Source organism: Hymenobacter telluris (assembly GCF_017313265.1).
Lineage (GTDB): Bacteria > Bacteroidota > Bacteroidia > Cytophagales > Hymenobacteraceae > Hymenobacter > Hymenobacter telluris.
In genome coordinates, this window is the sequence record NZ_JAFLQZ010000001.1 from 593,367 (window position 1) to 620,305 (window position 26,939).

Consider the following 26,939-nt stretch of genomic DNA (forward strand, 5'->3'; position numbering starts at 1 on the left):
ATTTTAGAACTAGCTCATCGAACAACTTTAGAAGTTTGGCAGCTAGAACTAGTTCCCCCTCTCTTTTGGAGAGGGGGTTAGGGGGTGAGGTCTCCCGGCAGAACCCGCTTACCTTCGTTGTTTCTATTCCCTATGATTCTCATTATTGACGACGATATAGCCGTGCGCACATCGCTGGGGCTGCTGCTGAAACAGGCCGGCTACCCCACCAAAAGCGTAGCCACGCCCGAAGACGCCTTGCGCATTGTGCAGGAAACCCCGCCACGCCTGCTGCTGATGGACATGAACTATTCGCTGGACACGTCCGGGCAGGATGGGCTGCGCCTGCTGGGCCAGGTGAAGCAGATGGCCCCGCAAGTGCCCGTCATCCTGATTACCGGCTGGGGCTCCATCACGCTGGCGGTGGAAGGCATGAAAGCCGGCGCCGCGGAGTTCGTGACCAAGCCCTGGAACAACGACGCCCTGCTGCAAACGGTACGCACCATCCTCAGCTTGCAGGAGCCGGAACCCGAGGCGGAAGCTGGTACGCTCACCCGCCGCCAGCTCGATAAGCAGTACAACTTCCAGGGCATAGTGGGCCAGGATGCGCGCCTGCTGCACGTGCTGCGCAACGTGGGCCAAGTGGCTGCTACCGATGCCTCGGTGCTGATTGAGGGCGAAAGCGGCACCGGCAAGGAGCTGATTGCCGAAGCCGTGCACCAGAACAGCCACCGCCGCCGCCAGCCCTTCGTGAAGGTGAACCTGGGGGGCGTGTCCACGTCGTTGTTCGAGAGTGAGATGTTCGGGCACCGCCGCGGCTCCTTCACCGACGCCAAAACCGACCGGGTCGGCCGCTTCGAGCTGGCCAACGGCGGCACCATCTTCCTCGACGAAATTGGGGAGCTGGACCTCGGCAGCCAGGTGAAACTACTCCGCGTGCTGCAAGACCGTACCTACGAGGTGCTCGGCGACAGTAAGCCGCGCCGCCTCGACATCCGGGTGATTTGCGCCACCAACCGCAACCTGGCCGAGATGGTGCAGCAGGGCCGCTTCCGGGAGGATTTGTTTTACCGCATCAACCTGATTACCGTGCGCCTGCCCGCCCTGCGCGAGCGGCCCCAGGATATTCCGCTGCTGGTGCAGCACTTCGTGGATGGCCTGCGCACCACCTACAACCGCCCCGCTTTGAAAGTGGGTACCCGCGCCCAACATTGGCTACAGGAGCAATTGCTGCCGGGCAACATCCGGGAGCTGAAAAACCTGGTGGAGCGGGCCGTGCTGGTATCGGGCAAAGACGAGCTAGGCCCCGAGGACTTCCAGGCCCAGTCCCAGCGCCTACCCCCGCGCCCCGCCGAAACCGGCGAACTGCCCGAGCCCGGCACCATGACCCTCGACGAGCTGGAAGCCCAAATGATCCGGCGCACCTTGGAGCACTACAACGGCAACATTAGCCGCGTGGCTAAAGCTCTGGGCCTCAGCCGCGGCGCCCTCTACCGCCGCCTGGAGAAATACGCCATTCCGTTTGATGCCGAGTAGAAGAGGGGCTAGAAGCTAAAAAATTAACTCCCCTCTTTTCAAGGAGGGGCTAGGGGTGGTAAAACCGTCAGAACGATAACTAGCTTTAGTTCTCTAGTTCTAGTAAACCACCCCGGCCTGCGGCCACCCCTCCTTGAAAAAAGGAGGGGAGCTTTTAGTTTCTAGTTTTAGCTTAGACGCTAATTCACTACCTCTTCTGCATGTCCCTGCGCGTCAAGTTTATTCTGTTTGTGGTCATCATCCACGCCGTGCTAATAGTGCTGGCGGCGCAGGTGGTGCGCACCAACGCGCCGTTGTTTGTAGGGCTGGAAGGGCTGTTGCTGGTGAGTGTTGTTCTTACGGTGCAGCTCTACAAGGGCTTCGTACGGCCGTTTCACCTCATTGCGGCGGGCACTGAGGCCATTCGGGCCAAGGACTTCTCTATGAAGTTTGTGCCGGTGGGGCAGCGCGAAATGGACCAGCTGATTGACGTGTACAACCACATGATTGACGAGCTACGCAAGGAGCGAGTTACACAGCACGAGAAAAGCTACCTGCTGGAAAGCCTGATTCAGGCGTCGCCGGCCGGGGTGCTGCTGCTTTCGTTTGAGGGCCATATTGAAGGTGTGAACCCCGCCGCCGAACGGATGCTGGGGCTGACTTCGGGGCAACTATTGGGCACCAAACCCCTGGATTTGCCCGGCGACTGGGGCCTGACGCTTAGCAACCTTTCCAAGCAGGAGCCGCAGGTGGTGCGCCTCTCCGGCATCCAAACGTATCGGGCGCATTGCTCACACTTCGTAGACCGGGGCTTCACGCGCCATTTTATTGTGCTGGAAGAATTGACGCAGGACCTCATTCGGCAGGAAAAGCAGGCCTACGAGAAGCTGATCCGCATGATGTCGCACGAAATCAACAACTCCATCGGTGCCATCAACTCCATCCTGCAAAGCTTCCACTACTACGCCCCCCAACTCACCCCCGACGACCAGCCCGACTTCACCGAAGCTCTCGACGTATCCATCGGCCGCAACACTCATTTGGCCAACTTCATTGCCAACTTCGCCAATCTGGTGCGCCTGCCAGCCCCCGCGCGCCAGCCCACCGACGTGCACGAACTGCTGCGCACCACCGAGCGGCTATTACACGTGCAGGCCACCCGCCGCCAGATTCAGTGGCATCAGGAACTTGCGCCCGGTACTTTGCTGATAGATCTGGACGCGCAACAACTGGAACAAGCCCTGCTCAACATCTGCAAAAACGCCCTCGAAGCCATTGGCGAAAACGGCAACATCTGGGTGCGCACCAGCCAGAATCCGCCGCAGCTCGTTATTGAAAACGACGGCCCGGCCATTGCCCCCGACGTGCAGCGCCGCCTGTTCACGCCTTTCTTCAGCACCAAGCGCGACGGCCAAGGCATCGGCCTCACCCTCATCCGCGACATTCTGCTGCAACACCATTTCACGTTCAGCCTAGCCACCCAGGAAAACGGCCGCACCGCGTTTACTATCCGGTTTTAGTTAGAAAGCTAAAAAAAGCTAAAAACTAGTTCCCCTCCTTTTTTAAAGAGGGGCTAGGGGTGGTAAAACTGGCAGAACGATAACTAGCTCTAGTTAACCACCCCTAACCCCTCCTTAAAAAGGAGGGGAACTAGTTTTTAGCTTTTTTAGCAGTACCTACTACTTCTTCACCGGTGGCTTGCGGACCGGGGCGGGTTTGCTGGCGGGGGCAGCGGCGCCTTCCGCTACTACTTGGCCGTTGCGGAAGGTCTTTTTCTCCTTTACGGTCTTGCCATCGGCCTCGAAGTAGGTCCACACGCCCGACTCCTTGCCGTTACGGAAGAATCCGGTGACTTCGGGCGTGCCGTCTTCGTGAAGCTGCCGGAAGGTGCCGGTTTTCAGGCCTTTGACGTAGGTGGTTTCCGCTTTTAGCTTGCCTGAGGGGTAGAAGTCCTGGCCGAGGCCGGTGGGTTTGCCGTTCTCGTAGAGCACCTTGCTGAGTACCGTGCCGGTGGGGGAGTAGGTCAGTTTCTCGCCGGCCAGGCGGCCATTTACGTAGGTTTCCTGGCTGGCGGGCTGCTTGCTGCCCGCGTGAAACTTGCGCCACACGCCCGTCGGCTGGTTGTTCTTGAACTGCTGTTCTTCGCGCACTAGGCCGTCCTCGAAGTAGCTGGTCACTTTCCGGTCGCGGGCCTGGTTGGCGTACTCGGTTTTCTGCTCTGGCTTCCCTGATTCGTAGAAATCCTCCTGGGTGCCCGTTAGTACGCCCTGGCGGTAGTTCATCTTGCTTTTCAGGGCGCCGCTTTCGTAGTAGGCTTTGGCGGGGCCTTCAAGGTTGGAGCTGCCGCCGGTGAGGTTGCGGGCCTGCTTGGTAAGGTCGTCGCCGAGCGGGTTTTTCACGGCGCGGCCCGTGAAATTGGCCGCCACGTAGGTGCCTTCGGTGCGCAGCTTGCCGGAGCGGTAGTAGCTGCGGTAGCTGCCTTTGCCGGTTTTGTCGGCCAGTACCTCGGTTTCCACCTGGCCGTTGTCGTAGTAGGTTTTGTAGGGGCCGGCCAGCAGGCCCTTGGCAAAGGTGGCCTCACTTTGCACCTGGCCGTTTTCGTAGAAGGTCTTCACCGGACCGTTGGCTTGGCCATTCAGGTAGGTGATTTCCGCCTTGGTTTTGCCCGATGGGTACACTTCCCGCACGGCGCCTACGGGTTGGCCGTTGGTAAGCGTCGTTTCCAGCTTCACCTTGCCATCGGGGTGGAAATAACGCAGGGTGCCGGTGGGCTGGTCGTTTTCGTAGGTGCCTTCTTGGGCGGGTTTGCCGGTGTCGTAGTAGGTTTTGAACGGGCCCTGGCGCACGCCCTGGTTGTAGGTCACTTCCAGCCGCCGCCCGCCGTTGGGGTGGAACTCCACGTACAGCGAGTCGCGCTTACCGGCCGCGTAGCGGGTTTGAGCTTCCAGCTTGCCGGAGTAGTAAAACCGCTTGTACGGGCCTTCCATCACGGTATCACCCGCTACCACCGCCGAATATATTTCGCGCTTGTGCGTGTTGGTGGAGTCGAAGTAGGTGGTGAAGCGCCGCAGCTTTTGGGCATGCGTAGCGGTGGAAAGCAGGAGCAGGGCAAGCGTAATTCGTTTCATGACGGCAAGAACGCAGGAAACCGCCGGATAGTGCAAGCAGCCTATGTCATCTATGATAGAACCGTCTTCGGATTGATACGCTCGCTGTAGCGTGAAGCCTTTGCTTCGCGTCTCGTTGCTGATGGCCGCAGCATGCGCCAGTCGTTCAACCATACGCGAAGCAAAGGCTTCGCTCTACAACTGCGTGTCACCCCACACTTACACAAACATCTTTTCGGCGTCTTTACTAGGAAGAGCGGTTTTGCCCGACAGCAGCAGGTCCACTTTGCGGGCGGCTTCCCGGCCTTCCGAAATGGCCCACACCACCAACGACTGCCCGCGGCGCATGTCGCCGGCCACGAAAACGTTGGGCACCGTGGTTTGATAGGCGTGGTCGGTGGCGCGCACGTTGCCGCGCTCATCCAGCGCTACGCCCAGCTGCTTGAGCAGGCCTTCGTACTGAGGCGAGGTGAAGCCCAACGCCAGCATCACCCGCTGGCACGGAATTTCGCGGGCAGAATCCGGCACCTCCTCGAACTTGATGCGGCGACCCAGCACGTCGGTTTCCCAGGTTACGTCGGTTACGAGCAGGGCGCGCAACTGGCCGTTCTCATCGGCCAGAAACTCCTTGGTATTAATGCCCCAGTAGCGGTGGCAGCCTTCTTCGTGCGAGGTGCTGGTCCGGAACACGGTGGGGTAGTGGGGCCAGGGGGCGTAGGCGGGCCGCTCGGCCGAAGGCTGATGCATGAGGGCAAACTGCGTAACGGACCGAGCCTGCTGGCGGTTGGCCGTGCCCACGCAGTCGGAACCGGTGTCGCCGCCCCCGATTACTACCACGTCTTCGCCGGCCACCCAAATGGCATCATCCGGAATGGGCAGCTCGCTCACCCGGCGGTTGTGCTGGGTGAGGTAATCCATGGCGAAATGGATGCCTGGCAGGTCCCGGCCCGGAATGGGCAGGTCGCGCGGTACGGTGGCGCCGCCGGCCAGTACCACCGCATCAAACGAAGCGGTTAGCTCCTGGGCCGGAATGTCTTTGCCCACTTCCACGTTGCAGCGGAACACAATCCCGTCTTCTTCCAGCAGCTTGAGGCGCCGGTCGATTACCCACTTATCGAGCTTGAAATCAGGAATGCCGTAGCGAAGCAGGCCGCCGGGCCGGTCGTCGCGCTCAAACACCGTAACGGCGTGCCCGGCCTTGGCCAGCTGGGCTGCCGCCGCCAGCCCCGCCGGCCCCGAGCCCACCACTGCCACCGTTTTACCCGATTTTAACAGCGGAGCCGCGGGCTGTACGTAGCCCTTGCTGAAGGCAATTTCAATGATGTGCTTCTCGATTTCCTCGATGGCCACCGGCGAGCTATGGATGCTGAGCACGCACGCCGACTCGCAGGGGGCGGGGCAAATCCGGCCGGTAAACTCCGGGAAATTGTTGGTTGAACTCAGGATATGATAGGCTTCCTCCCACTGCTGCGCATACACCGCGTCGTTGAACTCGGGGATGATGTTGCCCAGCGGGCAGCCCGAATGACAGAACGGGATGCCGCAGTCCATACACCGGGCGGCCTGTTTTTGCAGCTGCTCCTCGCCGTACATCTGCACAAACTCGTGGTTGTGGGTTACGCGCTCCTGCGGATCCGCCTTGGCCGGCAGCTCCCGCTCGAATTGTTTGAATCCAGTTATGTGGGCCATGACTTGAAAGTGCTATTACTGTAGAGACGCGATACTTCGCGTCTCCGCGTTGCTGATGTTGTTATGACTGCGCGGTATTGGTCGCCCCGCCGCGAGACGCGAAGTGTCGCGTCTCTACATAGTTGGCGGCATCGTTACTGCACGGCCACCTTCTGCGCGGCTTGCAGCACCCGCTTGTATTCAATGGGGAAAACCTTGACGAACTTGCCGGCTTCGGTGGCCCAGTTGTCGAGCAGGAAGCTGGCCCGGCGGCTTTGCGTAAGCTGCGCGTGACGGTGCAGCAGCTGCCGGATAACGGTTTCATCCTCTTCCTCCAGCCCTTCCAACTCCACCATTTCCTGGTTGCAATTCATTGGGAACGTGCCGTGCGGGTCGTACACCCAGGCCAGGCCGCCGCTCATACCAGCCGCGAAGTTGCGGCCCGTTTCGCCCAAAATCAGGGTGCGGCCGCCGGTCATGTACTCGCAGCCATGGTCGCCGATGCCTTCTACCACGGCCGTAGCCCCGGAATTGCGCACCGCAAACCGTTCGCCGGCCTGCCCCCGCACAAACAGCTCGCCGGAGGTAGCCCCGTATAAGGCCACGTTGCCGATGATGATGTTCTGGTCGGGCTCGTAGCGGCTTTCAGCGGCCGGAAAAATAACCAGCTTCGCCCCCGACAGGCCTTTGCCCACGTAGTCGTTGGCCTCACCTTCCAGGCTAAAGGTCAGGCCGTTGGCGCAGAACGCGCCGAAGCTCTGGCCCGCCGAGCCGCGGAAGTGGTAGTTGATGGTGTTGTCGGGCAGGCCGGGCGCGCCGTACTTCTTGCAGATTTCGTTGGACAGCAGCGCGCCAATGCTACGGTCGGTGTTTTGCACCTCGAAGCGCCCGGAAACCGTGGTGGCTTCTTCCAAGGCCGGTTGGGCGGCGGCCAGCAGCTGCCAGTCCAGCACGTTGCTTAGGCCGTGGTCCTGCTCCTCGCTGTTGTAGGCCGTAGTGCCGGCCGCAATAGGCGCAGGGTGCAGCATGCCGCTTAGGTCAACGTGGCTGGCTTTCCAGTGCTGCACGTCTTCGCGCACCTTCAGGAACTGGGCCTTGCCAATCATTTCATTTACAGTCCGGAAACCCAGCTGCGCCATGATTTCGCGCAGGTCTTCGGCCATGAACTGGAACAGCGCCACAATGTGCTCGGGCTGCCCGCTGAACAGCTTGCGCAGCTCGGGGTCTTGGGTGGCCACGCCCACGGGGCAGGTGTTGAGGTGGCATTTGCGCATCATAATGCAGCCGCCCGCAATGAGGGCCGCCGTGGCTACGCCCCATTCTTCGGCCCCCAGCAAGGCCGCTACGGCCAGGTCCTTGCCGGTTTTCATTTGCCCATCGGTTTGCAGAATCACGCGGCTACGCAGGCCGTTGCGCACCAGCGTCTGGTGCGCTTCGGCCAAGCCCAACTCCCAGGGCAACCCCGCGTGCTTGATGGAGCTGAGCGGCGACGCGCCGGTGCCACCATCGAAGCCCGCCACCAGAATCACGTCGGCGTGGGCTTTGGCTACCCCGGCTGCAATGGTGCCCACGCCAGCCTTGCTCACCAGCTTCACGTTGATGCGGGCGGTGCGGTTGGCGTTTTTTAGGTCGAAAATCAGCTGCGCGAGGTCTTCAATCGAGTAGATGTCGTGGTGGGGTGGGGGCGAAATAAGACCGACGCCGGGCGTGGCGTGGCGCACTTTCGCAATCCACTCGTCCACTTTGTGGCCTGGCAGCTGCCCGCCTTCACCCGGCTTGGCACCCTGCGCCATCTTGATTTGCAGCTCGTCGGCGTTGGTTAAGTAATTGGCTGTTACGCCGAAGCGGGCGGAAGCTACCTGTTTGATGGCCGAGCGCATGGAGTCGCCGTTGGCCATTTTCTCGTAGCGCAACGGGTCTTCGCCGCCTTCGCCGGTGTTGCTCTTGCCCCCGATGCGGTTCATGGCAATGGCCAGGGTGCTGTGCGCCTCGTGCGAAATCGAGCCAAACGACATAGCGCCGGTGGCAAACCGCTTCATGATGCTGCTGGCCGGCTCCACTTCTTCCAGCGGCACGGCTTCGCGGTGGCGGGCAAACGTGAGCAGCCCCCGGATGGTGAACAGCTTATCGGCCTGCTCGTTTACGAGGCGGGCGTAGCGCTGGTAGGTGGCGTAGTTGCTGGTGCGGGTAGCCAGTTGCAGCAAATGCACCGTTTCAGGGTTGAACAAGTGCGCCTCGCCCCGCCGCTTCCACTGATACACGCCGCCCTCGGGCAGCAGCGGCGCGTCGTTTTTGGTGCTGCCGAAGCCTTTGAAGTGCTTGTAGAGTGTTTCGCGGGCAATTTCATCGAGGCCCAGCCCGCCAATGCGCGTCACGGCGCCAGTGAAGTAGCGGCTCACCACGCTTTGGTTGATGCCCAGTATCTCGAACACCTGCGCCCCGTGGTACGACTGCAACGTGGAAATGCCCATCTTCGAGAAGATCTTCAGCAGCCCGTCGCACACCGCTTTCAGGTAGTTTTTGGTGAGGGCCGCGTAGTCCAGGTGGGTTTCCATCTTGCCGGCTTCGTGCATGGTGCGCAAGCTGGCCAGCGCCAGATACGGGTTGATGGCCGTGGCCCCAAATGCCAGTAAGCACGCAAAATGGTGCACTTCCCACACGTCGCCGGCTTCTACCACCAGCCCTACTTCGCCTCGCAACCCCTTCTTCACCAGGTGGTGATGCACCGCCGAAGCGGCCAGCAACGACGGAATCGGGGCGTGCTCGGAATCAATGGCGCGGTCCGACAGAATCAGCACCTCGAACTTGTCGTACACCGCATCTTCGGCGTAGCGGCACAGGCGCTCCAGGCCGTTCTGCAACGAGCCCGGCTGCCCATCGGCCTTGAAATAAGTTTGCAGAGTTTTGGCGTGAAACAGGCCCGTATCGATGCTACGAAGCTTTTCCAGCTCGTGGTTGGTAAGCACCGGCTGGCGCAGCGCCACGCAGTGGCAGTGCATCTTGTTTTCGTCGAAGGTGTTGCCGCTGTTGCCGATAAACGTGGCCAGGCTCATCACCAGCCGCTCCCGAATCGGGTCGATGGGCGGGTTGGTGACTTGCGCGAAGAACTGCTTGAAGTAGCTGCTCAGGTGCTGCGGCTGGTCGGACAGCACGGCCAGGGGCACGTCGGTACCCATCGAGCCCACTGGCTCCTTGCCTTCCAGCGCCATCGGCTTCAGAATGGTTTCGATGTCTTCGCGGGAGTAGCCGAATACCTGCTGGTACTTGAACACCGAATCGGCGGCGAGGTCGGTGAATACCTGCCGCGGCTCGGGCAGCTCCTCCAGCCGAATCTTGTAGTTTTCCAGCCACTGCCCATATGGTTGCCGGCCCGCCAAATCGGCCTTGATTTCCTCGTCGGTGATGATTTGGCCGGCCACGGTGTCCACCAAGAACATCTTGCCGGGTTGCAAGCGGCCTTTCTGCAATACGGTTTTCTCGGGAATGGCCAGCACGCCCGCCTCGGAGGCCATAATCACGCGCCCGTCGTCGGTGATGACGTAGCGCAGGGGCCGCAGTCCGTTACGGTCCAGCATGGCCCCAATGATGCGGCCATCGGTGAAAGTGAGGGCCGCGGGGCCGTCCCAGGGTGCCATGAACGTGGCATGGAACTCGTAGAACGCCTTTTTGAGCGGATCCATCTGCTCGTTGCCGTCCCAGGCTTCGGGTACCAGCATCATCATCACGTGCGGCAACGAGCGGCCCGAATGCACCAGCACCTCAATGATGTTGTCGAGGCACGCCGAATCCGACTGCCCATCGTCGATAACGGGCAGCAACATTTCCATTTCCTCGGCCGTGAAATACGGCGAAGCGTAGGAGCGGAGGCCCGAGTAAAACCAGTTCAGGTTGCCGGTCAGGGTGTTGATTTCACCGTTGTGCGCCAGCATCCGAAACGGCTGGGCCAGCTTCCAGCTCGGAAACGTGTTGGTGGAAAAGCGCGAGTGCACCATGCCAAAGGCCGATTTCACCCGTTCGTCGCTTAAATCGGGGAAGTAGCCGCGCACCTGCATCGAGGTGAGCTGGCCCTTGTACACGATAACGCGGCTGGAAAGCGAGGCGAAGTAGAACTCCTGTCCTTCGTCTTTGAGGGTTTCCTTGGCGGTTTTAGTGATGAGCCGGCGCAGCACAAACAGCTTGCGCTCAAAGTCTTCGCCCACGGCCATGCCCGCCGGCTTGGCCACAAACACCTGCTCGATGTCCGGCTCGCCAGCCAGCGCCGTAGCCCCAATACCCGTTTGGTTGACGGGCACGCGGCGGTACCCCAGCACGCGCAGCCCCAGCTGCTCGGCAGCTTTATTGATGAGCGTGTGGCAGGCGGCTTTGGCGGCAATGCGCTTGGGCAGGAAGGCCATGCCCACACCGTAGTAGCCGGGTTCGGGCAGGTGCGTTTCCAGGGTCAGGCATTCCTCCATGAAGAATTCGTGCGGAATCTGGAACAGAATGCCCGCACCGTCGCCGGAGTCGGCGTCGCAGCCGCAGGCGCCGCGGTGTTCCATATTTTCCAGAATAGTCAGCGCATCAGGAATGGTTTGATGCGAGCGGCGGCCGTGGATGCTGGTGACGAAGCCCGTGCCGCAGGAGTCGTGCTCGAACTCGGGGCGGTAGAGGCCCACGGGTTGACCGGAAGTTAACATGTCCATAGCGAAGAGAGTGAGAACCAACGGCGCGTAGCACGATGGTCAGTAGAGAGGCCAAGCCAACGGTATAGGCAGTGGCAATACCAATTGGGCAGAGGTTGTAATATCAAATAAAAAGCTCCGGCCCAAAAAAGGACCGGAGCTTCACTCGTTATTTCTAACTTCTGCTGCTGAAAGGAGAAAAGCGCGCCTACGTGCTTTAAAACGGCTTTTCGTCTTCTGAAAAAGCTGCGCTCAAAATTATTTCTAAAAACTGTCCTACAGCTTTTCTACCACAATGCTGCTGGCGCCGCCACCCCCATTGCAGATGCCGGCTACCCCAATTTTGCCGCCTTCGTTGTGCAGCACGTTCACCAGCGTAGTGATGATGCGCGCGCCCGAAGCGCCCAGCGGGTGCCCCAACGATACGGCGCCGCCGTACACGTTTACCTTGGTACCCTCCAGGCTTAGCAGCTTGTTGTTTGCCAACGATACCACCGAAAACGCCTCATTGATTTCGTAGAAATCCACATCCTTGGCTTCCAGACCGGCATGTTTCAACGCCTTCGGAATGGCCAGGGCCGGCGAAGTCGTGAACCACTCGGGCGCCTGCTCGGCATCGGCAAAGCCCCGGATAAGCGCCAGCGGCTTGATGCCCAACGCATCGGCTTTTTCGCGGCTCATCAGCAGCACGGCGGCGGCGCCATCGTTGAGGGTAGAGGCGTTGGCCGCCGTTACGGTGCCGCCATCTTTCAGGAAGGCCGGCTTGAGGCCCGGCACTTTGGCGAAATCCACCTTCAGATATTCTTCGTCGTCTTCAATCACCGTCACTTTGCCGCGGCTTTCGATGGTTACGGGCACTATTTCATCTTTCTTCTTGCCCGCCTTGGCAGCGGCAGCACTCCGGGTGTATGATTCAATGGCAAAAGCATCCTGCTGCTCGCGAGTGATGCCCATTTCCTTGGCCGTATTCTCGGCCGCGTTGCCCATGGCGTAGTCGTGGTAAGGGTCCCAGAGGCCGTCGCGCACCAGACCGTCAATCATCTGGCCGTGGCCGTATTTCGCGCCGAAACGGGCTTTGTCGAGGTAATAGGGCACATTGCTCATGCTTTCCATGCCACCAGCCAAAATCACCTCGGCTTGCCCAAGCATGATGGCCTGGGCCCCGAACATAATGGCCTTGGTACCCGAGGCGCATACTTTGTTGACGGTGGTACACTCCACGGTGTCGGGCAGGCCCGCTTTCTTAGCCGCTTGCCGGGCCGGGGCCTGGCCCAAGTTGGCTGAAATAACGTTGCCCATAATTACCTGGTCCACTTCTTCAGGAGCAACGCCCGCTTTTTCCAGCGCGCCTTTCAAAGCAATGGCTCCCAGTTCCGTGGCCGACAACGAGGCCAAACTGCCGCCAAACGAGCCGATAGGAGTACGAACGGCGGCTACTATTACTACTTCTTTGATTTGCATAAATGCAGGGGTGGGAATGTGGTGGAATTTGTGAGGTAAAGGTAACGGGTGAAGTTGTGAACTGCCGCCGGTTGTTGCCAGGGCAGCTTGGCGGCTGGCTAGGCTGAGAGTGGACCGAGGGCTAAGAAGCTACCAAGTTGGCTTACCGGAGTCAGGTTTGCGGGTGCTCTTGCGTGGTAGCTGCTGCAAGTATTGTTGCTCGGCGGCATCCAGCGCCTGCAATACCTGCTTGGCCTGTCCGGTGCTCAGGTTCATTTGTTGCAGCCGGGCCCGTTGGGTTTGCATCTGGGTTTCGTCTAGCGCAGCGGTTTCGGTGCCCGCCCGTTTACTAGTTCCAGTGCTTGCCTCCGTACCAGTTTCGTCGTTGCTCAGCCCGTGTGTGGTGCCTGGTTCTGAGCCCTGCGCCATATTGCGTTCCTGCCCTTGGCCCGGTTGCAGGCTACCGTTGGCCGTACTGCCCGGCGTCCCCGACGGGCGGTTTGGGTCACGCTGACCGTTCTGGTCGGGGCGGTTTTGCGGCGGGTTCTGCGGGTTGTCGGGCTGCTTTGGGTCGTTTAGCTCGCCTTCTTTATCCTGGCCAGGACGGGGTGGGGGCTGGCTGGCGGGGTCCTGCTGCTGGTCTTTGCGGTTTTCCGGGGTGGGTGGTGCCCCGGCCGGTACTGGGGGTGGCACGCTCGGGTCGTCGCGCCGCCGCCTTAAATAGTCACTAATCAGCTCATAGTCGTAGCGGGCTACGGCATTCGCCGGATTGGCTACCAGCGCCTGCTTCAGCAAGCGTAAAGCTTGGGCATACTCGCCTTTGCTTGCTGCCAATACTCCCAATTGCTGCCGGGCTACGCTGCGCATCTGTGGTTGGCGGCTGGTCAGCAGCCGGCCATAAGCGGTACGGGCGGTGCCTGGCTGGCCTGCCCGTACACTGGCATGGCCCCAGTTTAGCAGCACGGCTTCATCGGTAGCGCCCAGCTTTTCTACAGCCTCCTTGTAATAAGTAGCTGCTACCAGGTAATTGCCCTGCTGATACGCCGCTTGGGCTTTCCGGATAGACTCATTCCGGTCATGAATGCCACTCAAGCCGTGCCAGCCGCCCCAAAAAGCCAGGAAAATAAGTAAGAAGCCCGTTTTCATGGTTTGATTACTCGTACCGTAACAATAATGTCGAACACCAATAGCGCCAGTGCCAGCGCCAGCGGGTATCGGTAGCGGTTATCAGCCACTGATACCGACCGAACTTGCTCGGTTTGTCCCTCCAAACGGTTCAGGGCGTTTACCAGCAAAGCAAATTCGTCGCGCCGCTCCGATAACTCGAAATACTGCCCGCCGGTTTGCTCTGCCAGCCGCTGAAGCGGAGCGGGAGTGAGGCGGGTCACGGCGTCGCGGCCCCGGGCGTCGCGCAGGTAGCCGCCTCTGGGTTTCGGTAAGCGGCTGCCTTCCAGCGTGCCAACGCCCAGCGCAAATAGCCGCACCCCCGACCGCGCCAGTATCCGCAAAGTCGGCTCCAGGTTTTCGCCAAAATCTTCTCCGTCGCTCACCACTACCAGCGCCGTGGCGCGCGGCGTAGCCGTAGGAGGGAGCTTCGCCAGCCGGTCGAGGGCAATTTCCAAAGGCGGCGCAAAATCGGTAGCTCCCGGCGGCAGTAAGCTGGTTTGCAAAGTGCTCAGGAAAAGCTGAAGCGCGCCTTGGTCATAGGTGAGCGGGCACTGTACGTAAGCGTCGGCCCCGAATACAATCAACCCAATTCGGTCGGCCTGAAACCGGTTGATAAGAGTAGCCAACTCAGCTTTGGCTTTTTGCAGCCGCGTAGGAGCCACATCAGGCGCATCCATGGAGCGCGACACATCCACTAGCAACCACACATCCTTGCCCGTAGTCCGGACCGGGCGTTGCGTCACGCCGTACGCCGGTCCAAGCAGCGCCACACCCAGCAAGCCGAAATACAGCAGGCGCAAGGCCAGCTTCCAGCCCAAGCGCCAGCCCCGCTGGCCCAGCGGCGCGGCCAGTCGGCGGGTCCGCAGCGCGAATCCCACGTACAGCACGAAAAAAAAACTCAGTGCCAATAGCTCGGGCCAGGCTACGGGATAAGCCCAGTTCAGCATAGAATCAGATAAGGCAACGAAATGAGAATCATATAGAAACGGATTTGGCAGTCGTCGGCAGGCGACAAATATACGGTCTGGCCCGGCGGTGGCATACGGCTTCTGACAGGCCGCCAACCAATAAATTTTTACTAAAAAGCGGTTGTATGTAGAATTGACTTGTATATTTGCACACTCTTCAGCCGGAAGGGAGCAGAAAAAGAGAGATGGGTGAGTGGCTTAAACCAGTAGTTTGCTAAACTGCCGTAGCTCTAAAGGTTACCGGGGGTTCGAATCCCCCTCTCTCTACTTTTTCAGTCTGTTGAATTTCAAGTGTTGAAGGTTACCTGACCATCACCTAGCCTTCAACATTTGAAATTTATTTTTTCGGGGTGTAGCGTAGCCCGGTATCGCGCCTGCTTTGGGAGCAGGAGGCCGCAAGTTCGAATCTTGCCACCCCGACATAAGTAACCCCAGCCGCCGGGCCGGAGCCCATGGCTTCAGACCCCGTAGCTCAGCTGGATAGAGCAGCTGCCTTCTAAGCAGCCGGTCATGTGTTCGAATCACATCGGGGCCACTCTCAGAATCAACCACTTAGCGTAATTGCTAAGTGGTTTTTTTATGTTCGGGGCTAACAACTAGTTGCTTGCTCTTCTCTGCGGGCTGTTTTTTTACTTGGATTTGCCACCCCAGAGTGGCGGCCAGCTTGCCCAGGAATGATAAAGGCCTACCCTTATCCGTCTGATAAGAGCGGGCCTTTTGCGTTAGTCTCACATCTCCAGCAGCGGCCGCAGCATCTGTTGCAGTTGGTTACGCATCCTGTTCAGCACTCAGGCCACCGTGCGGAGTGGTTGGCTGGTCATCTTGTCAACATCTCGGCAACTATAGGCTTCAGCTTTCAAGCGGAATACTACCTGGCCAGCCGACCGGAAGCCAGGCATCTACTGCGGCGGCATTATCGAGCACTGCCAGCTGTTCCGCATCAATTACCACTGGTGAGCTTACGGACATAGCAGAGCAGTTGCGGGCGTAAGGAAACAGCTTCTTATGGACACGCGCTACCTCATTACCGGAACAACAGCGGCGCAAACAGATACAGGTCGTGCCGCCATACGGGCCAGGTGTGGCCGCCGGGGTATTCGCTGTAGGCGTACTTGATGCCCAACTCGTCGAATTTGGCGCGCATGATTTTGTTGTTGGCGTGGGCAATGTCTTCCGGCCCGCCCATGGATAGCCATAGGTGTTTCAGGTTCTGGTTGATGGTACCGGCGTTCTGCTGCATGTAGCTATACTGCGGGTCCGACAGCTTGGCGTTGTTGGCGAAAAAGCCTGAGCTGAACACCCCCAAAGACGAAAACATATCGGTGTTGCGGACGCCGGCATACAGCGTTTGCAGCCCGCCCATCGAGAGGCCCGCCAACGCGCGGTTGTTGGCACCGGGGGCCACCCGAAAATTGCTTTCCACGAATGGAATAACCGTTTGCTTTAGCTCCCGCTCGAAGGTTTGCAAGGTATTCTCCGAGAAGCCGGCTATACCGCCGGGGCCGCCCATGTTGCCGTCCAGCATCACCACCAGCATGGGTTTTATCTTCTTTTCAGCCAGCAGATTATCCAGTATCAAATCGGTTTTGCCTTGCTTGGCCCAGCCGCTTTCGTCTTCGCCGCCGCCGTGCAGCAGGTACAGCACCGGGTACTTCTCGGTGGAGTTGGCGGCGTCGTAGCCGGGCGGCGCGTAGATGTAGGCCTGCCGCCAGGTGTTGGTGACGTTGGAGTAGTAGCGCTTCAGCCGGATGTCGCCGTGAGGTACGTTCTTCATGGCGTAAAAGCCACCGTTGCGGTTGGGGATTTCGATACCGCTGGCCATGCGGCCCATGCCGTAGAAGGTGTCGCTGGCGGGGTCGGCCACGGGCAGCCCGTCGAGGAGCAGGGAGTAGTAGTGGATGCCCCGGCTAATGGTATCCGTCGTGACGGTCCAGGTGCCGCTGCTGTCTTTCTGCAGGTCGTATTTGCGGCCCAGGTCCACCTGTACTTGCTGGGCGGCGGGGGCTTTCAGGCGGAACACCACCCGGTTGTCGGGCAGAATCTGGGGGTATTTGGCGTTGCGCACGTTGGTAGTGGCCGGCGTGCCGAGCACGGTGTACGTCGGGAACGAGGCTGTATTGACGGGCTTGAACAGGAACTGCGAGAACATATACAGCCCATTCTTCCAGACCTTGAAGTCGTGGCCGCCCGCTTCGAGGTAGTAGATGTGCGGTACGCCCTGCTGGTACAGGTAATCGTGGGTGCGCTGACTGACGGAGAGCAGGCCGTCGGCGTCGCCGCACGAAATCCAGAGTAGCTTGAGCTGCCTGGTGGCTTTGGCGGGGTCGGGCACCAGCTCTTCAGGCTTTTTGGTGTTGGGCGCCGAGGAAAACCCGCCCACCCAGGCAAACTTGTCCAGGTTGCCCAGCCCGAAGTTCAACGACTGGCCGCCGCCCATCGAGAGGCCCGCAATGGCCCGGTTGTCCCGGTCTTTCAGCACCTTGTATTTCTTCTCGATGAAGGGAATCAGGTCGGTCAGCAAGTCTTTTTCGAAGTTGGCAAAGCCGGCCACTTTCTCGGGGCTGTAGATGTTGCCCACCGCCCGGTCGTCTTTCAGGGCCCGGCCGTTGGGCATCACCACCAGCATGGGTTTGAGTTTGCCCTCGGCGTAGAGGTTATCCAGAATTACTTGCGGCCGGCCGCCCTTCAGCCACTCTTTTTCGTCGCCGCCAATGCCGTGCAGCAAGTACAGCACCGGGTACTTTTTGCCTTTAGAGTAGCCCGGCGGGGTGTATACCAGCGCCTTCCGGGTTGTGCCCACGGTGGCGGAGGGGTAGCTGATGCTGTCGAGCCGGCCGGTGGCAATGCCCGCTTTGGGCTGGTCGAATCCTTTGGGAGCTTCCTTCACCGTGGGCTGGGCCTGCAAAGTAGCAGTGGCCAGCAGCACGAGGCTGGTCAGCAAAGGGAATATTTTTCTCATAAGTCGAGAATGGGTGGGTTTGTAATCGTTGAAGTAGAAAAGAACGGTCATGCTTCGACTGCGCTCAGCATGACCGTCTAAGTGTCAGCACATCAGCGCACACACAAGGCTAGTCAATCGTTTTGGTGGCGCCGGTCAGCACAAGGTCGGTTTGCTGCACGCGGCCGGCTTTCACCGCCGCCGCCAGGGGCTGGCCGCCGCCCACAAACACCTGCACTTTGCCGGCTTGCTCTACGCGGCGGGCTTGCGCATCGAGGCGCGAGAGTTGCCGTGGCGTCAGGGTGAACGTCACCGTTTTCTTCTCACCGGCTTTCAGATTTACGCGTCGGAAGCCTTCCAGGGCGTGCTGCGCCACGCGGCCCGAGGCGCCGGGGTGGCGCACATACAGCTGCACCACTTCGTCGCCGGGGCGCTGGCCGGTGTTCTGCACCTGCACGCTCACGCTGATGGGCTGCCCGGTAACGGGTTTCGACAGCACCTTGGCGTTGCTGTACTGGAAGGTGGTGTAGCTCAGGCCGTGGCCGAACGGATACAGCGGCTCGCCGGTGAAGTAGCGGTAGGTGCGGCCGGCCATGCTGTAGTCGTCGAAGGCGGGCAGCTGGGTTTCCGACTTGTAGAACGTCACGGGCAGGCGGCCGGCGGGGTTGTAGTCGCCAAAGAGCACGTCGGCCAGGGCGGTGCCGGCCGATTGGCCGCCGTACCAGGTGGTGAGCAGGGCCGGTAGGTTGGCGGCTTCCCACGGAGTAGCTAGCGCGCTGCCCGACATCATGGTAAAGACCACCGGCTTGCCGGAGCTGTGCAGCACCTTCAGCAACTCGGTTTGCACCTGGGGCAGACCAATGGTGGTCCGGTCGCCGCCGCTGAAGCCGGGCACTTTCACGTTCATTTCCTCGCCTTCCAGCTTGGGCGAAATGCCGCCCACAAACACAATGGCGTCGGCGTCCTTCACCTTGGCCAAGATGTTGGCGGCGTTCATGGGCACCACTTTCGCGCCGGTGAATTTGAGGATGGTGCGGCGGTCGGTTTGCAGGTATTCCAGGCGCAGCTTTAGCGGCTGGCCCGCCGTTACGTTCAGCACGTGCTGCTTGGTGGAGAAGCCGCGCCCGGCCCAGGCGTCCAGCACCAGCTTGTCGTCGACAAACAGCCGGTAGCCGTCGTCGCCGTTGATTTGCAGGGCCAGCTCTTCGGTTTTGGTGGGCGTGAACGTGGCCTGGTAGCGGGCCGAGAAGTTCTCGGCGGGCAGGCCGGGGGCCACCTCCATTTTCACGTTGGCCAGGTAGCGGTCCAGCCCCTCTTCCTGGCGGGTAACTACGGGCGCGCCCTCCAGGTTGGTGCCCTTGAAATATTCGGCCTGGAAGCCCGGCTTGCCATTGTAGGCCAGCTGCTTGTTGATATCGAGTGGCTCGTACACAGTGTTGCTGGCGTAGTCCACGCCCTGCATGTACACCACCTCGGTGCCTTGGCCCACCTTGGCCCGGATGCCTTCGAGCGGCGTCACGATGTCGGTGGGGAAGCCGTTGTAGTTGCCGAGCTGCACGCTTTCGTTGTCGGCGTTGGGGCCGAGCACCACAATCTTCTTCAGGTTTTTGCGCAGCGGCAAGGTGTTCTTCTCGTTTTTGAGCAGCACCACCGACTCGCGGGCCATGCGTAGGGCGTGGGCTTTATGCGGGGCGCTTTCCACCACGCTCAGCGGAATCCGGGCGTATTTCACGCGCTCCACCGGGTCGAACATGCCCAGCTGGAAGCGGATTTTATACAGCCGCTTCACCGATACATCAAGCTGCTGCTCGGTAATCAGCTTTTTCTGCACCGATTCCAGCAGTGAGTTATAGGTGAAGAGCTTGCCAGTGGCGCACTCGATATCGGTGCCGTGCAGCACGGCGTTGGCGGCGGCGGTGGCGGCGTCGGGGTCGGTTTTGTGGTGCTGCCAGAAGTCGTTGATGCCGTCGCAGTCGGAGGTGACGTAGCCTTTGAACTTCCACTTGTCGTAGAGAATCTCGTTCATCAGCTTGTCACTACCACAGCAGGGCTGGCCGGCGTAGGCGTTGTAGGCGCACATCACCCCGGCCACTTTAGCATCCACAATCAGGTCGCGAAAAGCGGGTAAGTAGGTGTCCCAGAGGTCGTAGTCGCTGATTTGGGCGTTGAACTCGTGGCGCGACGACTCGGGGCCGCTGTGCACGGCGAAGTGCTTGGCGCAGGCCGTGATTTTCAGGTATTTCGGGTCGTCGCCCTGGAAGCCTTTTACCAGCGCCGCGCCCAACTGGCCGGTCAGGTAGGGGTCTTCGCCGTAGGTTTCCTGGCCGCGGCCCCAGCGCGGGTCACGGAAGATGTTGATGTTGGGCGTCCAGAACGTGAGGCCCTGGTAGATGCCCCGCTCGCCGCGCCGCACAAACTCCTGGTGCACCGCCCGCGCCTCGTCGGAGGTGATGGTGGCCATTTGCAGCATGGCGTCGGTGTTGAAGGTGGCGGCCATGCCGATGGCCTGCGGAAACACCGTGGTTTTCAGGCTGGTGCGGGCCACGCCGTGCAGGGCCTCGTTCCACCAGTTGTAGGCCGGAATACCCAGCCGGTCGATGGCCGGGGAGGCGTTGAGCATCTGCGACACCTTCTCGGGCAAAGTCAGGCGGCCCACCAAGTCATTGACCCGCTGGTCGATGGGCAGGTCGGGATTCTGGAAGGGGAATTCTGCAACCGGAGCCGAGGTGGTGGCCGCCGGCTGCGCCCCGCTGGTAAGTAAGAGCAGACCTAGTAAAGCAGTAGCAAGCTTCATAATATATTGGCAAAGTGAAGTTGTAATTACATCTGAGCGATGTAGGGGCAGGGCTTGCCCCTGCCCGTCGTTGAACGGAATCGTTGGGACGGCGCCAGCGTCCGGGCGGGGACAAGCCCCGCCGCTACATCGTTATTCGAAGCGCACCCAGTCCACTTCTACGGCCGCCGCAGAAGACTTTGGCATGACATACAGCGCGTGCGTGCCGGGTTTGAAGGCCAGAACCGGGGCTTTCACGTCCTGCCAGGCGGAGCCTTTCGGCACGGCAACTTCCGCCACCACTGGCCCCGTAGCGTTATCGAGCCGAATTTGCACCGTGGCCCCCGCAGTAGATGTTCCGCGGAGCGTAACGGATTTCGGCTTTTGCTTCCCGAAAGCTACCCCGTTGTATTGCACCCAACCCGCGCCGCTTGTGAAAACGGTTTTCCAGCCCTGGAACGTGTTGGCCGTGTCCAGGAAGGCAATGGCCGCGCCCTGCTTGCTCAGGTGGCTGTAGCGGTCCAGCTGGATTTTCTGCCGGGCATCGGTCAGGCCCACGCCGCGCAGGGTAGGTTTCACTTTGTTGATGGACCCGTCGGCGGCAAACGATAAGCTGTCGATTCGGACGGAGCGGTTCTTGTCGAACTTCGGCGACAAATCGTTGTGGTGGTAGAATAGGTACCACTGGTTGTTGAGTTGCAGCAGGGAGTGGTGGTTGGTCCAGCAGCCGGTCGGCGACTCGTCCATAATCACGCCCTTCACGGTAAACGGCCCGAGCGGGCTGGTGCTGGTGGCGTATTCGAGGCGCTCGGTCTTGTTCTCGACGTGCGGATACGTGAGGTAATAAATGCCCTTGCGCTCAAACACGTACGGGCCTTCCTTCAGGCCTTTGGTAGGCAGCTCGCCGAGGGTTTTGGGCTCTTCGGCTAGCTCCAGCAGGTTGCTTTTCAGCTTGGCCCCGTAGATGTTGCCCTGCGACCAATAGAGGTAAGCCTGCCCGTCTTTGTCGAGGAGCACGTTGGGGTCGATGCCGCGTACGCCCTTGATGGGCAGTGGTTGCGGCACAAACGGACCGGTGGGTTTGTCGGCCACGGCCACCCCGATGGTGAAGCCCTTGCTAACGGTTGTGTCTTTGGGGGTGGTGGGGAAGTAGAAGTAGTACTTGCCGTTGCGCTCAACGCAGTCGGGCGCCCACATGCTGTAGCTGTTGGGCTTCACCCAGGGCACCTTGTTTTGGGTGACGATGACGCCGTGGTCGGTCCAGTCGGTGAGGTTGGCGGAGGAGAAAACGTGATAGTCTTCCATCACAAACCAGCCGGCCCGCCCGCGCCCTGGGGCAGCCGGAATATCGTGCGAGGGGTACACGTACACCCGGTTGTTGAACACGCGGGCCGTGGGGTCGGCGGTGAACTGATTAGTAATGAAGGGGTTTTGGGCGTGAGCGGGCGCAAGGCCAACGAGGAGAAGTGCTGCTGGTAGCCAGGGTTTCAGGTTCTGTATCATAGGATGGGCAATGGTATTCGTGCTGGTGGGGCCTCACCCCCCGGCCCCCTCTCCTAGGGGAGAGGGGGAGACGAATAGCTGTGGGCACTATTTGTCGACTGGCTCCCCTCTCCTTTTCGGAGAGGGGCCGGGGGGGAGGCGCCTCGTTGAAAAGCTACTTAGTTGGCTTGTCGGTGATGCGGAAGTAGTCGAAATCGGCGTAGCCGCCCGCGGTTTGGGTGGCGTAGTTGAACAGGCTAAACCGGTAGCCCATGAAGTGTGGCAGGGTATAGGCCATTTTGAGGGGCTTGCCTACGGGCTGCCAGGTGTTGCCATCGAGGCTATAGAAGAAGGTGGCCACGTCCTTGCGGTCCTGGAAGTTGCACTCGATTTTAAAGTACACCTTGTCCTGCGCCAGGGGCAGGCGCTGCAATTCCACCGGTTTCTCCGATTCGGCGCTGACCATCACAATGGCTTTGCCGCCCGCGGTGGCCTGCACGCCCACCAGCCCGTAGCGCCGCTGCAATACTCCAAGCCCGGCAAAATCACCCGTTTTCAAATGCGACACGTCCAGGGCCGTGGTACCGGCGCACACCGGCCCGATGGTGCGCTGCGTGAGGGTGTTGCGGGCCAGCAGAAACGACGTATCGACCCGGCCGGTGGTGAGGCGCAGGTAGCCGGGACGCTCACTCACCGACCACAGCTTGTTGTCGGGGTTGTGGTTCCACTGCCACACCAGCGGCAGGGCCGGCTCGCCCTTGCGGCGCGTAAACTCGTCGGACGCCACCAGGCTTGGAATCAGGCTTTTGTTGGCGGGCAGGGGCAGCGTTTCGGGTACCTTACCCGCCGGGCTGCCCAGCACCGGCCAGCCGTCGGCCCACTGCACCGGCACCAGGTACGGAATGCGGCCCACCGCGCCATAGTCGCGGAACAGGTAGGCGTACCACTGGCCGTCGGGCGTGTCGATGAGGCCGCCCTGAGCCACGCCCAGGTCTTGCAGGGCCACCCGGCCTTCGTAGGGGCCGGTTATTTTGTCGGCGCGGTGCACCACCACGGTGCGCATGCCGCCCTTGGGCCAGGTGATGTTGAACAGGTAATATTTGCCCTTCACCTTGAACAACTGCGAGCCTTCGGCCACCAGGTTGATGGCGCTGGGCGGGCCGGCGGGGGCGCTGGCATTTTCGATGATGGTTTGCGGCGCGGTACCGGGCTTCAGGCCCGACACGTCGGCCGTGAGTTCCACCAGCTGGATTTTGCCCGCCCCGTACAGCATGTACACCCGGCCATCGTCGTCGAAAAACAACGAGTGGTCGTGCAGGCTCGGCCGGAAGGACACCGCTTTCCAAGGGCCTTTCTCGATGTTCTTGGTGGAGTAGACGTGAGTTTTGCCGGTAGTTTGGGCAAACGTGCTGACGTAGTACGTGCCCTGGTGGTAGCGCAAGCTGCTGGCCCAGGAGCCGCGCCCGTAGGTGCTTTTGCCGTTGGCAAGCGTCATGGCGTCGTTGCTGGCCAGGGTGTCGTAGGCGTAGCTTACCAGCTGCCAGTTCACCAAATCCGTCGATTTCATGATGGGCACGCCGGGGCTCATGTGCATGGTGGTGCTGCTCATGTAGTAGGTTTTGCCCACCCGAATCATGGACAGGTCGGGCACATCGGCATGCACTACGGGGTTGCGGGCCTGGGCCCGAGCTGCCGGCCGCAGCCCCAACACACTCAGCCCGGTTAGCAGCAGCAATAAATACGTTTTCATAGGATAGCCTTGGCGCTTAGTGGGTTTGGGGCTTGATGGCCTGGTACTTGCCGCTCAGGTGCATCAAGCTAAACAGGTACAGCAGGCCGTCATAGTACGGGTCGAAATAACCGTCGTCGTAGGGCGCCAGCTTGGCATTCCAGAGGGCGTGCACGAAATCCAGCTGCGGCGGGGCCGGGCGCATGAGCGAGGCCGCCGCCGACGTAGCCACCAAGCCCAGCGAGTGGCGCAGCTTCTTCACCTTGCCGGCCGGCAGAATAAAGTCGGGCCGTGAGCCATCCACGTTGAACTGGTCTTCGAAGGTATTCAGGCCTTTGCTGCGCAGAAAGCCCTGGAAGCGCTGGGCGTACTGCTGCTGCCAGGCCCGGTCCTTGCCGAACCACACGTAGTCCATGGCCAGGTTCATGGGCACGCGCCAGGAGTCGTAGCGAAACGCGGCGGGCGCCCAGCGGGTGGCGTGGGGCTGGCCGCTGAACTCGGTGTAGTCGTAGTTGAGGCCGGTGGGGGCGGCGCAGGCGCGGCGCAGAAACACGCGCGAGGTATCGGCGCAGGCGCGGTAGAACTGCTCGTGCCCGTCCTTGGCGTACTCGGCCCACACCTCCAGAAACGCCGGCACGTGGTACGAAGGGTCGGTCCAGGTGTACATGTCGCCGGTCGGCACGAAGCTTATCTGCTTGTGCTGGGTGTTGAAAAGGTTATGCACGCCGCCGGTACCGTCTTTTTTCCAGGAGGCATCCAGAATGCGGCGCGCTTCCTGGTAGTAGTTGATGCCGGCGGTGTTGCCCCAGCGGTTCGAGGCAAACAGCAGGCTGGTCACGAAGTACAGCTCGCCATCCGAGGCCGGCCCTTCCGAGTTGCGCTTCATGGTGGCCGTGTTGATGCTCCAGGCGAAATAGCCTTCCAGCGGGCCGCTTTGGTGCTGCAAGTACTTCTTCGACCAGCGCCACAGCCGGTCAAACACCTCCTTTTTGTTGAGCTGCACGGCCACCATCATGCCGTAGGACATGCCTTCGGTGCGGGCATCCTCGTTTTTCACATCCGACACGTAGGCCATCGAGTCGCCTACCGCGAAGTACACCTTGCTGGGGCCCTCAAACACGTCGTGGTACGCCTGGGCTACTTTCCGGTCGATGTCGGCCTGGCGGTAGCCGGCTTCCCGCAGCAGGTTGGGGTACTTGTTGGTGTAAAAAGCCGCGGTGCTTGTTGGCTTCTTCGAGGGACTAGGGCGCTGGCCATAGCTAGGCAATGCGGTGGCGGTTAGCCCAAGTGCTGCCGAGAATAGGAACACGCGGAGAAAGGACTTACGCATACATGCAAGGTGAAAAACGATAAAGCAAGCAGCCTTGAATGGCCGCCCAGGTAAGCAAAAGCACCTAAGGCTGCCGGGGTGCACGCGGCGGCCGCGGCGGCGTGTCGTATGTAATGATGGCCTCCAGCGTGTGCATGGGCGGCTCCACGGCGGCCGGAATGGGCAGGTGGCTGAACTGCTGGAAGTACAGCAGGCAGGCGTCTTTCCAGAGCACCGCGTTGCCGCTTTGGGTGCGCAGCTTGTTTTGCACGGCCCCAAACCGCTCGGCGTCCACGTAGGGCCGGGCCTGGTCCCAGGTGCGCTGAAACTGCCGCACTTGCTGCACGCCCTGGTCGTAGTGCAAAGCCAGCTCGTCCCAGAGGGTGCGGCCGCTTTTCATCTGGAAAGTCCAGGGCAGGTGATGAAACCACAGGAGGTACTCGTCGGGGCAGGTGGCGGGGTTGTTGAGCTGCGAAGCCAGCGGCTCGTTGTACTGGCTCACGGCGTCGCTGCCCGTTTTTGTGCGGTCGAAGCCTACACCGTTGGCCGCGGCTTGGTGGTAGTAAGGCGGGGTCCAGTCGGCGCGCATTTTGGGCGGTGCCCACCACGGGCCGGGGCCGTAGTGGTCGTGCGTGGCCGACATAATGTGGTGCAAGCCTAAGGGCATGGAGTAATCAACAATAGCCTCGCGGCTGGCCAGCATCAATTGCGTTACCGGGGCCAGAAACTTGGCGTTCCAATCGGCTGCGGCGGCTGGTTGCGTGGCGCCACCGGCGGCGTTCTGGAAAGTCAATTTCAGCCACTCATCGGCCAGCTGGGCGCTTTTGGCGCTGCTGTTCCAGGCCAGCCGCCCGAAGGCGTACCAGTTGGCTTGCGCAAAGTCGTGGCCGGTCCAGTTGGTATCGAGGCCCACGTTGGAGACGCCGGCCATGGCCGAGTGCGCCTGGCGGTACACGCTGCCGTTGGTGCAGCGGGCCACGGTGCTGCCAGGGCCGGCCTGGTAGGTGTCACTTTGCAGGCACTCTTCCCACATCGGCGCCAGATACGCCAGGTCGATGTTGTGCCCGAGGTACTCCTGGGTTATCTGAAACTCAGGCATGACGGCCGTCTTTTTCAGCGCCCCAAACAGCGGGCTAAACGGCTCCCGGGGCTGAAAGTCAACCGGCCCGTTTTTCACCTGAATGATGACGTTGTTGCGGAATTTGCCGTCGAGCGGCACAAACTCGTTGTAGGCTTGCTTGGCGCGGTCCTTATCGTTGGGGCTGTACACGAAGGCGCGCCACATCACCAGGCCGCCGTAGGGCTTAAGGGCATCGGCCAGCATATTGGCCCCGTCGGCGTGGGTGCGGCCGTAGTCCTGCGGGCCGGGCTGCCCTTCGCTGCTGGCTTTCACCAAAAAGCCGCCAAAGTCCGGCACCTGCCGGTAGATTTCCTGCACCTTGCCGCGCCACCATTTCACCACGGCCGGGTCCAGTGGGTCGGCGGTTTTGAGGCCACCCAGCAGCACCGGCGAGGAAAACTTCACCGAGAGGTAGGTCTTTACCCCATAAGGCCGCAGCACGTCGGCAATGGCTTTCACCCGGCCCAGGTACTCAGTGGAGAGTATCATCGGTGAGGCATTCACGTTGTTGAGCACGCTGCTGTTGATGCCGATAGACGCATTAGCCCGGGCATATTCCTGCCACAGCTGCTTGTCGCGGCTGGTCACCACCAAGGCGCTGTCTTTGCGCCAGAAGATGGATTTGCCGGCGTATCCGCGCTCCACCGACCCATCGGGATTGTCCCAGTGGTTGAGCAAGCGAAGCTCGTACGAGGGATTGGAAACTTCATTGGTTGTCGGTTGGCCGGTTTGCTGGCGCCGCAACAGCTCGAACACTCCGTACAAGATGCCTCGCTCAGTAGATGCTTGCACTCCTTGTGCACTCAGTTGAAACCCGTCGTACTTGATGGCCTTGTTCTTTTTGAGCGTCAGCGTAACGGTGGCCCCGGCGGTGCCCTGCCAGCCCTGCTGCAATTCCTGCTTGGCCGTAGCGAGCAGAACCGAATTTTTGGCAGGCGCCACCACCGTAACCGGCACCGCGGCGTGCGGCCGCAACCAGAGCTGGTGGCCGTCTTCGGCGCGCAGCCCCAAACTTGTGCTCAGGAAAAATATCGGGATGAGAAGTTGCTTCATGGGTGGGATGGGTGGGATATTTTGGCTGAT

14 protein-coding genes and 3 tRNA genes are annotated in these 26,939 nt (G+C 60.7%); 5 read left to right on the plus strand and 12 right to left on the minus strand.

Going from position 1 to position 26,939, the window contains the following annotated elements; all coding sequences use genetic code 11:
- Window positions 1-132 precede the first annotated feature (132 nt).
- Together J0X19_RS02220 and J0X19_RS02225 are read left to right on the plus strand one after the other, a co-directional pair.
- Window positions 133-1,515, plus strand: coding sequence for a sigma-54-dependent transcriptional regulator (locus J0X19_RS02220; RefSeq protein WP_206980358.1), 1,383 nt, complete (start codon window positions 133-135; stop codon window positions 1,513-1,515).
- Between the two features lie 200 nt (window positions 1,516-1,715).
- On the plus strand, window positions 1,716-3,014 hold the full coding sequence (locus J0X19_RS02225; protein WP_206980359.1) for a sensor histidine kinase: 1,299 nt from the start codon (window positions 1,716-1,718) through the stop codon (window positions 3,012-3,014).
- 159 nt (window positions 3,015-3,173) lie between these two features.
- On the opposite strand, the gene J0X19_RS02230 is transcribed toward J0X19_RS02225, so the two are convergent.
- The 6 genes from J0X19_RS02230 to J0X19_RS02255 form a co-directional block, all read right to left on the minus strand.
- Window positions 3,174-4,622 (minus strand): toxin-antitoxin system YwqK family antitoxin, encoded by a 1,449-nt coding sequence (locus J0X19_RS02230; protein WP_206980361.1) that lies wholly within the window; start codon window positions 4,620-4,622, stop codon window positions 3,174-3,176.
- Window positions 4,623-4,820: 198 nt separating this feature from the next.
- Window positions 4,821-6,290 (minus strand): glutamate synthase subunit beta, encoded by a 1,470-nt coding sequence (locus J0X19_RS02235; protein WP_206980363.1) that lies wholly within the window; start codon window positions 6,288-6,290, stop codon window positions 4,821-4,823.
- 134 nt (window positions 6,291-6,424) lie between these two features.
- Entirely contained in the window at window positions 6,425-10,951 is a 4,527-nt protein-coding gene (gltB, locus tag J0X19_RS02240; protein ID WP_242581837.1) for a glutamate synthase large subunit, read from the minus strand.
- A 255-nt stretch (window positions 10,952-11,206) separates the two neighbouring features.
- A complete protein-coding gene (locus J0X19_RS02245; RefSeq protein WP_242581838.1) occupies window positions 11,207-12,391 on the minus strand; it encodes an acetyl-CoA C-acyltransferase in 1,185 nt (394 codons plus the stop codon).
- Between the two features lie 129 nt (window positions 12,392-12,520).
- Window positions 12,521-13,516 (minus strand): tetratricopeptide repeat protein, encoded by a 996-nt coding sequence (locus J0X19_RS02250; RefSeq protein ID WP_206980365.1) that lies wholly within the window; start codon window positions 13,514-13,516, stop codon window positions 12,521-12,523.
- Window positions 13,513-14,484, minus strand: a complete 972-nt coding sequence (locus J0X19_RS02255) for a vWA domain-containing protein (RefSeq protein WP_206980368.1) — start codon at window positions 14,482-14,484, stop codon at window positions 13,513-13,515. The genes J0X19_RS02250 and J0X19_RS02255 overlap by 4 nt, the downstream gene beginning before the upstream one ends.
- A gap of 200 nt (window positions 14,485-14,684) precedes the next feature.
- On the opposite strand from J0X19_RS02255, the gene J0X19_RS02260 reads away from it, so the two are divergent.
- The 3 genes from J0X19_RS02260 to J0X19_RS02270 all read left to right on the plus strand — a co-directional run bounded on the left by J0X19_RS02260 (window position 14,685) and on the right by J0X19_RS02270 (window position 15,040).
- Window positions 14,685-14,772: transfer RNA gene (locus tag J0X19_RS02260), tRNA-Ser, on the plus strand.
- A 79-nt stretch (window positions 14,773-14,851) separates the two neighbouring features.
- Window positions 14,852-14,925 (plus strand) — tRNA-Pro (locus J0X19_RS02265).
- A gap of 41 nt (window positions 14,926-14,966) precedes the next feature.
- Window positions 14,967-15,040, plus strand: a tRNA-Arg gene (locus J0X19_RS02270).
- A 489-nt stretch (window positions 15,041-15,529) separates the two neighbouring features.
- Here the strand turns inward: J0X19_RS02270 and J0X19_RS02275 are convergent.
- The 6 genes from J0X19_RS02275 to J0X19_RS02300 form a co-directional block, all read right to left on the minus strand.
- Window positions 15,530-17,464 carry an alpha/beta hydrolase-fold protein gene (locus tag J0X19_RS02275; RefSeq protein WP_206980370.1) on the minus strand — a complete coding sequence of 645 codons (1,935 nt, stop codon included), beginning with the start codon at window positions 17,462-17,464 and terminating at the stop codon, window positions 15,530-15,532.
- 109 nt (window positions 17,465-17,573) lie between these two features.
- On the minus strand, window positions 17,574-20,237 hold the full coding sequence (locus tag J0X19_RS02280; protein ID WP_206980372.1) for a glycoside hydrolase family 3 C-terminal domain-containing protein: 2,664 nt from the start codon (window positions 20,235-20,237) through the stop codon (window positions 17,574-17,576).
- 132 nt (window positions 20,238-20,369) lie between these two features.
- Window positions 20,370-21,719: a family 43 glycosylhydrolase gene (locus tag J0X19_RS02285; protein WP_206980374.1), complete on the minus strand. Its 1,350-nt coding sequence runs from the start codon at window positions 21,717-21,719 to the stop codon at window positions 20,370-20,372.
- A 154-nt stretch (window positions 21,720-21,873) separates the two neighbouring features.
- Window positions 21,874-23,448 (minus strand): glycoside hydrolase family 43 protein, encoded by a 1,575-nt coding sequence (locus tag J0X19_RS02290; RefSeq protein ID WP_206980376.1) that lies wholly within the window; start codon window positions 23,446-23,448, stop codon window positions 21,874-21,876.
- A 16-nt stretch (window positions 23,449-23,464) separates the two neighbouring features.
- Window positions 23,465-24,757: a glycosyl hydrolase family 8 gene (locus J0X19_RS02295; RefSeq protein WP_206980378.1), complete on the minus strand. Its 1,293-nt coding sequence runs from the start codon at window positions 24,755-24,757 to the stop codon at window positions 23,465-23,467.
- 64 nt (window positions 24,758-24,821) lie between these two features.
- Window positions 24,822-26,909 carry an alpha-glucuronidase gene (locus J0X19_RS02300; RefSeq protein ID WP_206980380.1) on the minus strand — a complete coding sequence of 696 codons (2,088 nt, stop codon included), beginning with the start codon at window positions 26,907-26,909 and terminating at the stop codon, window positions 24,822-24,824.
- Window positions 26,910-26,939 lie beyond the last annotated feature (30 nt).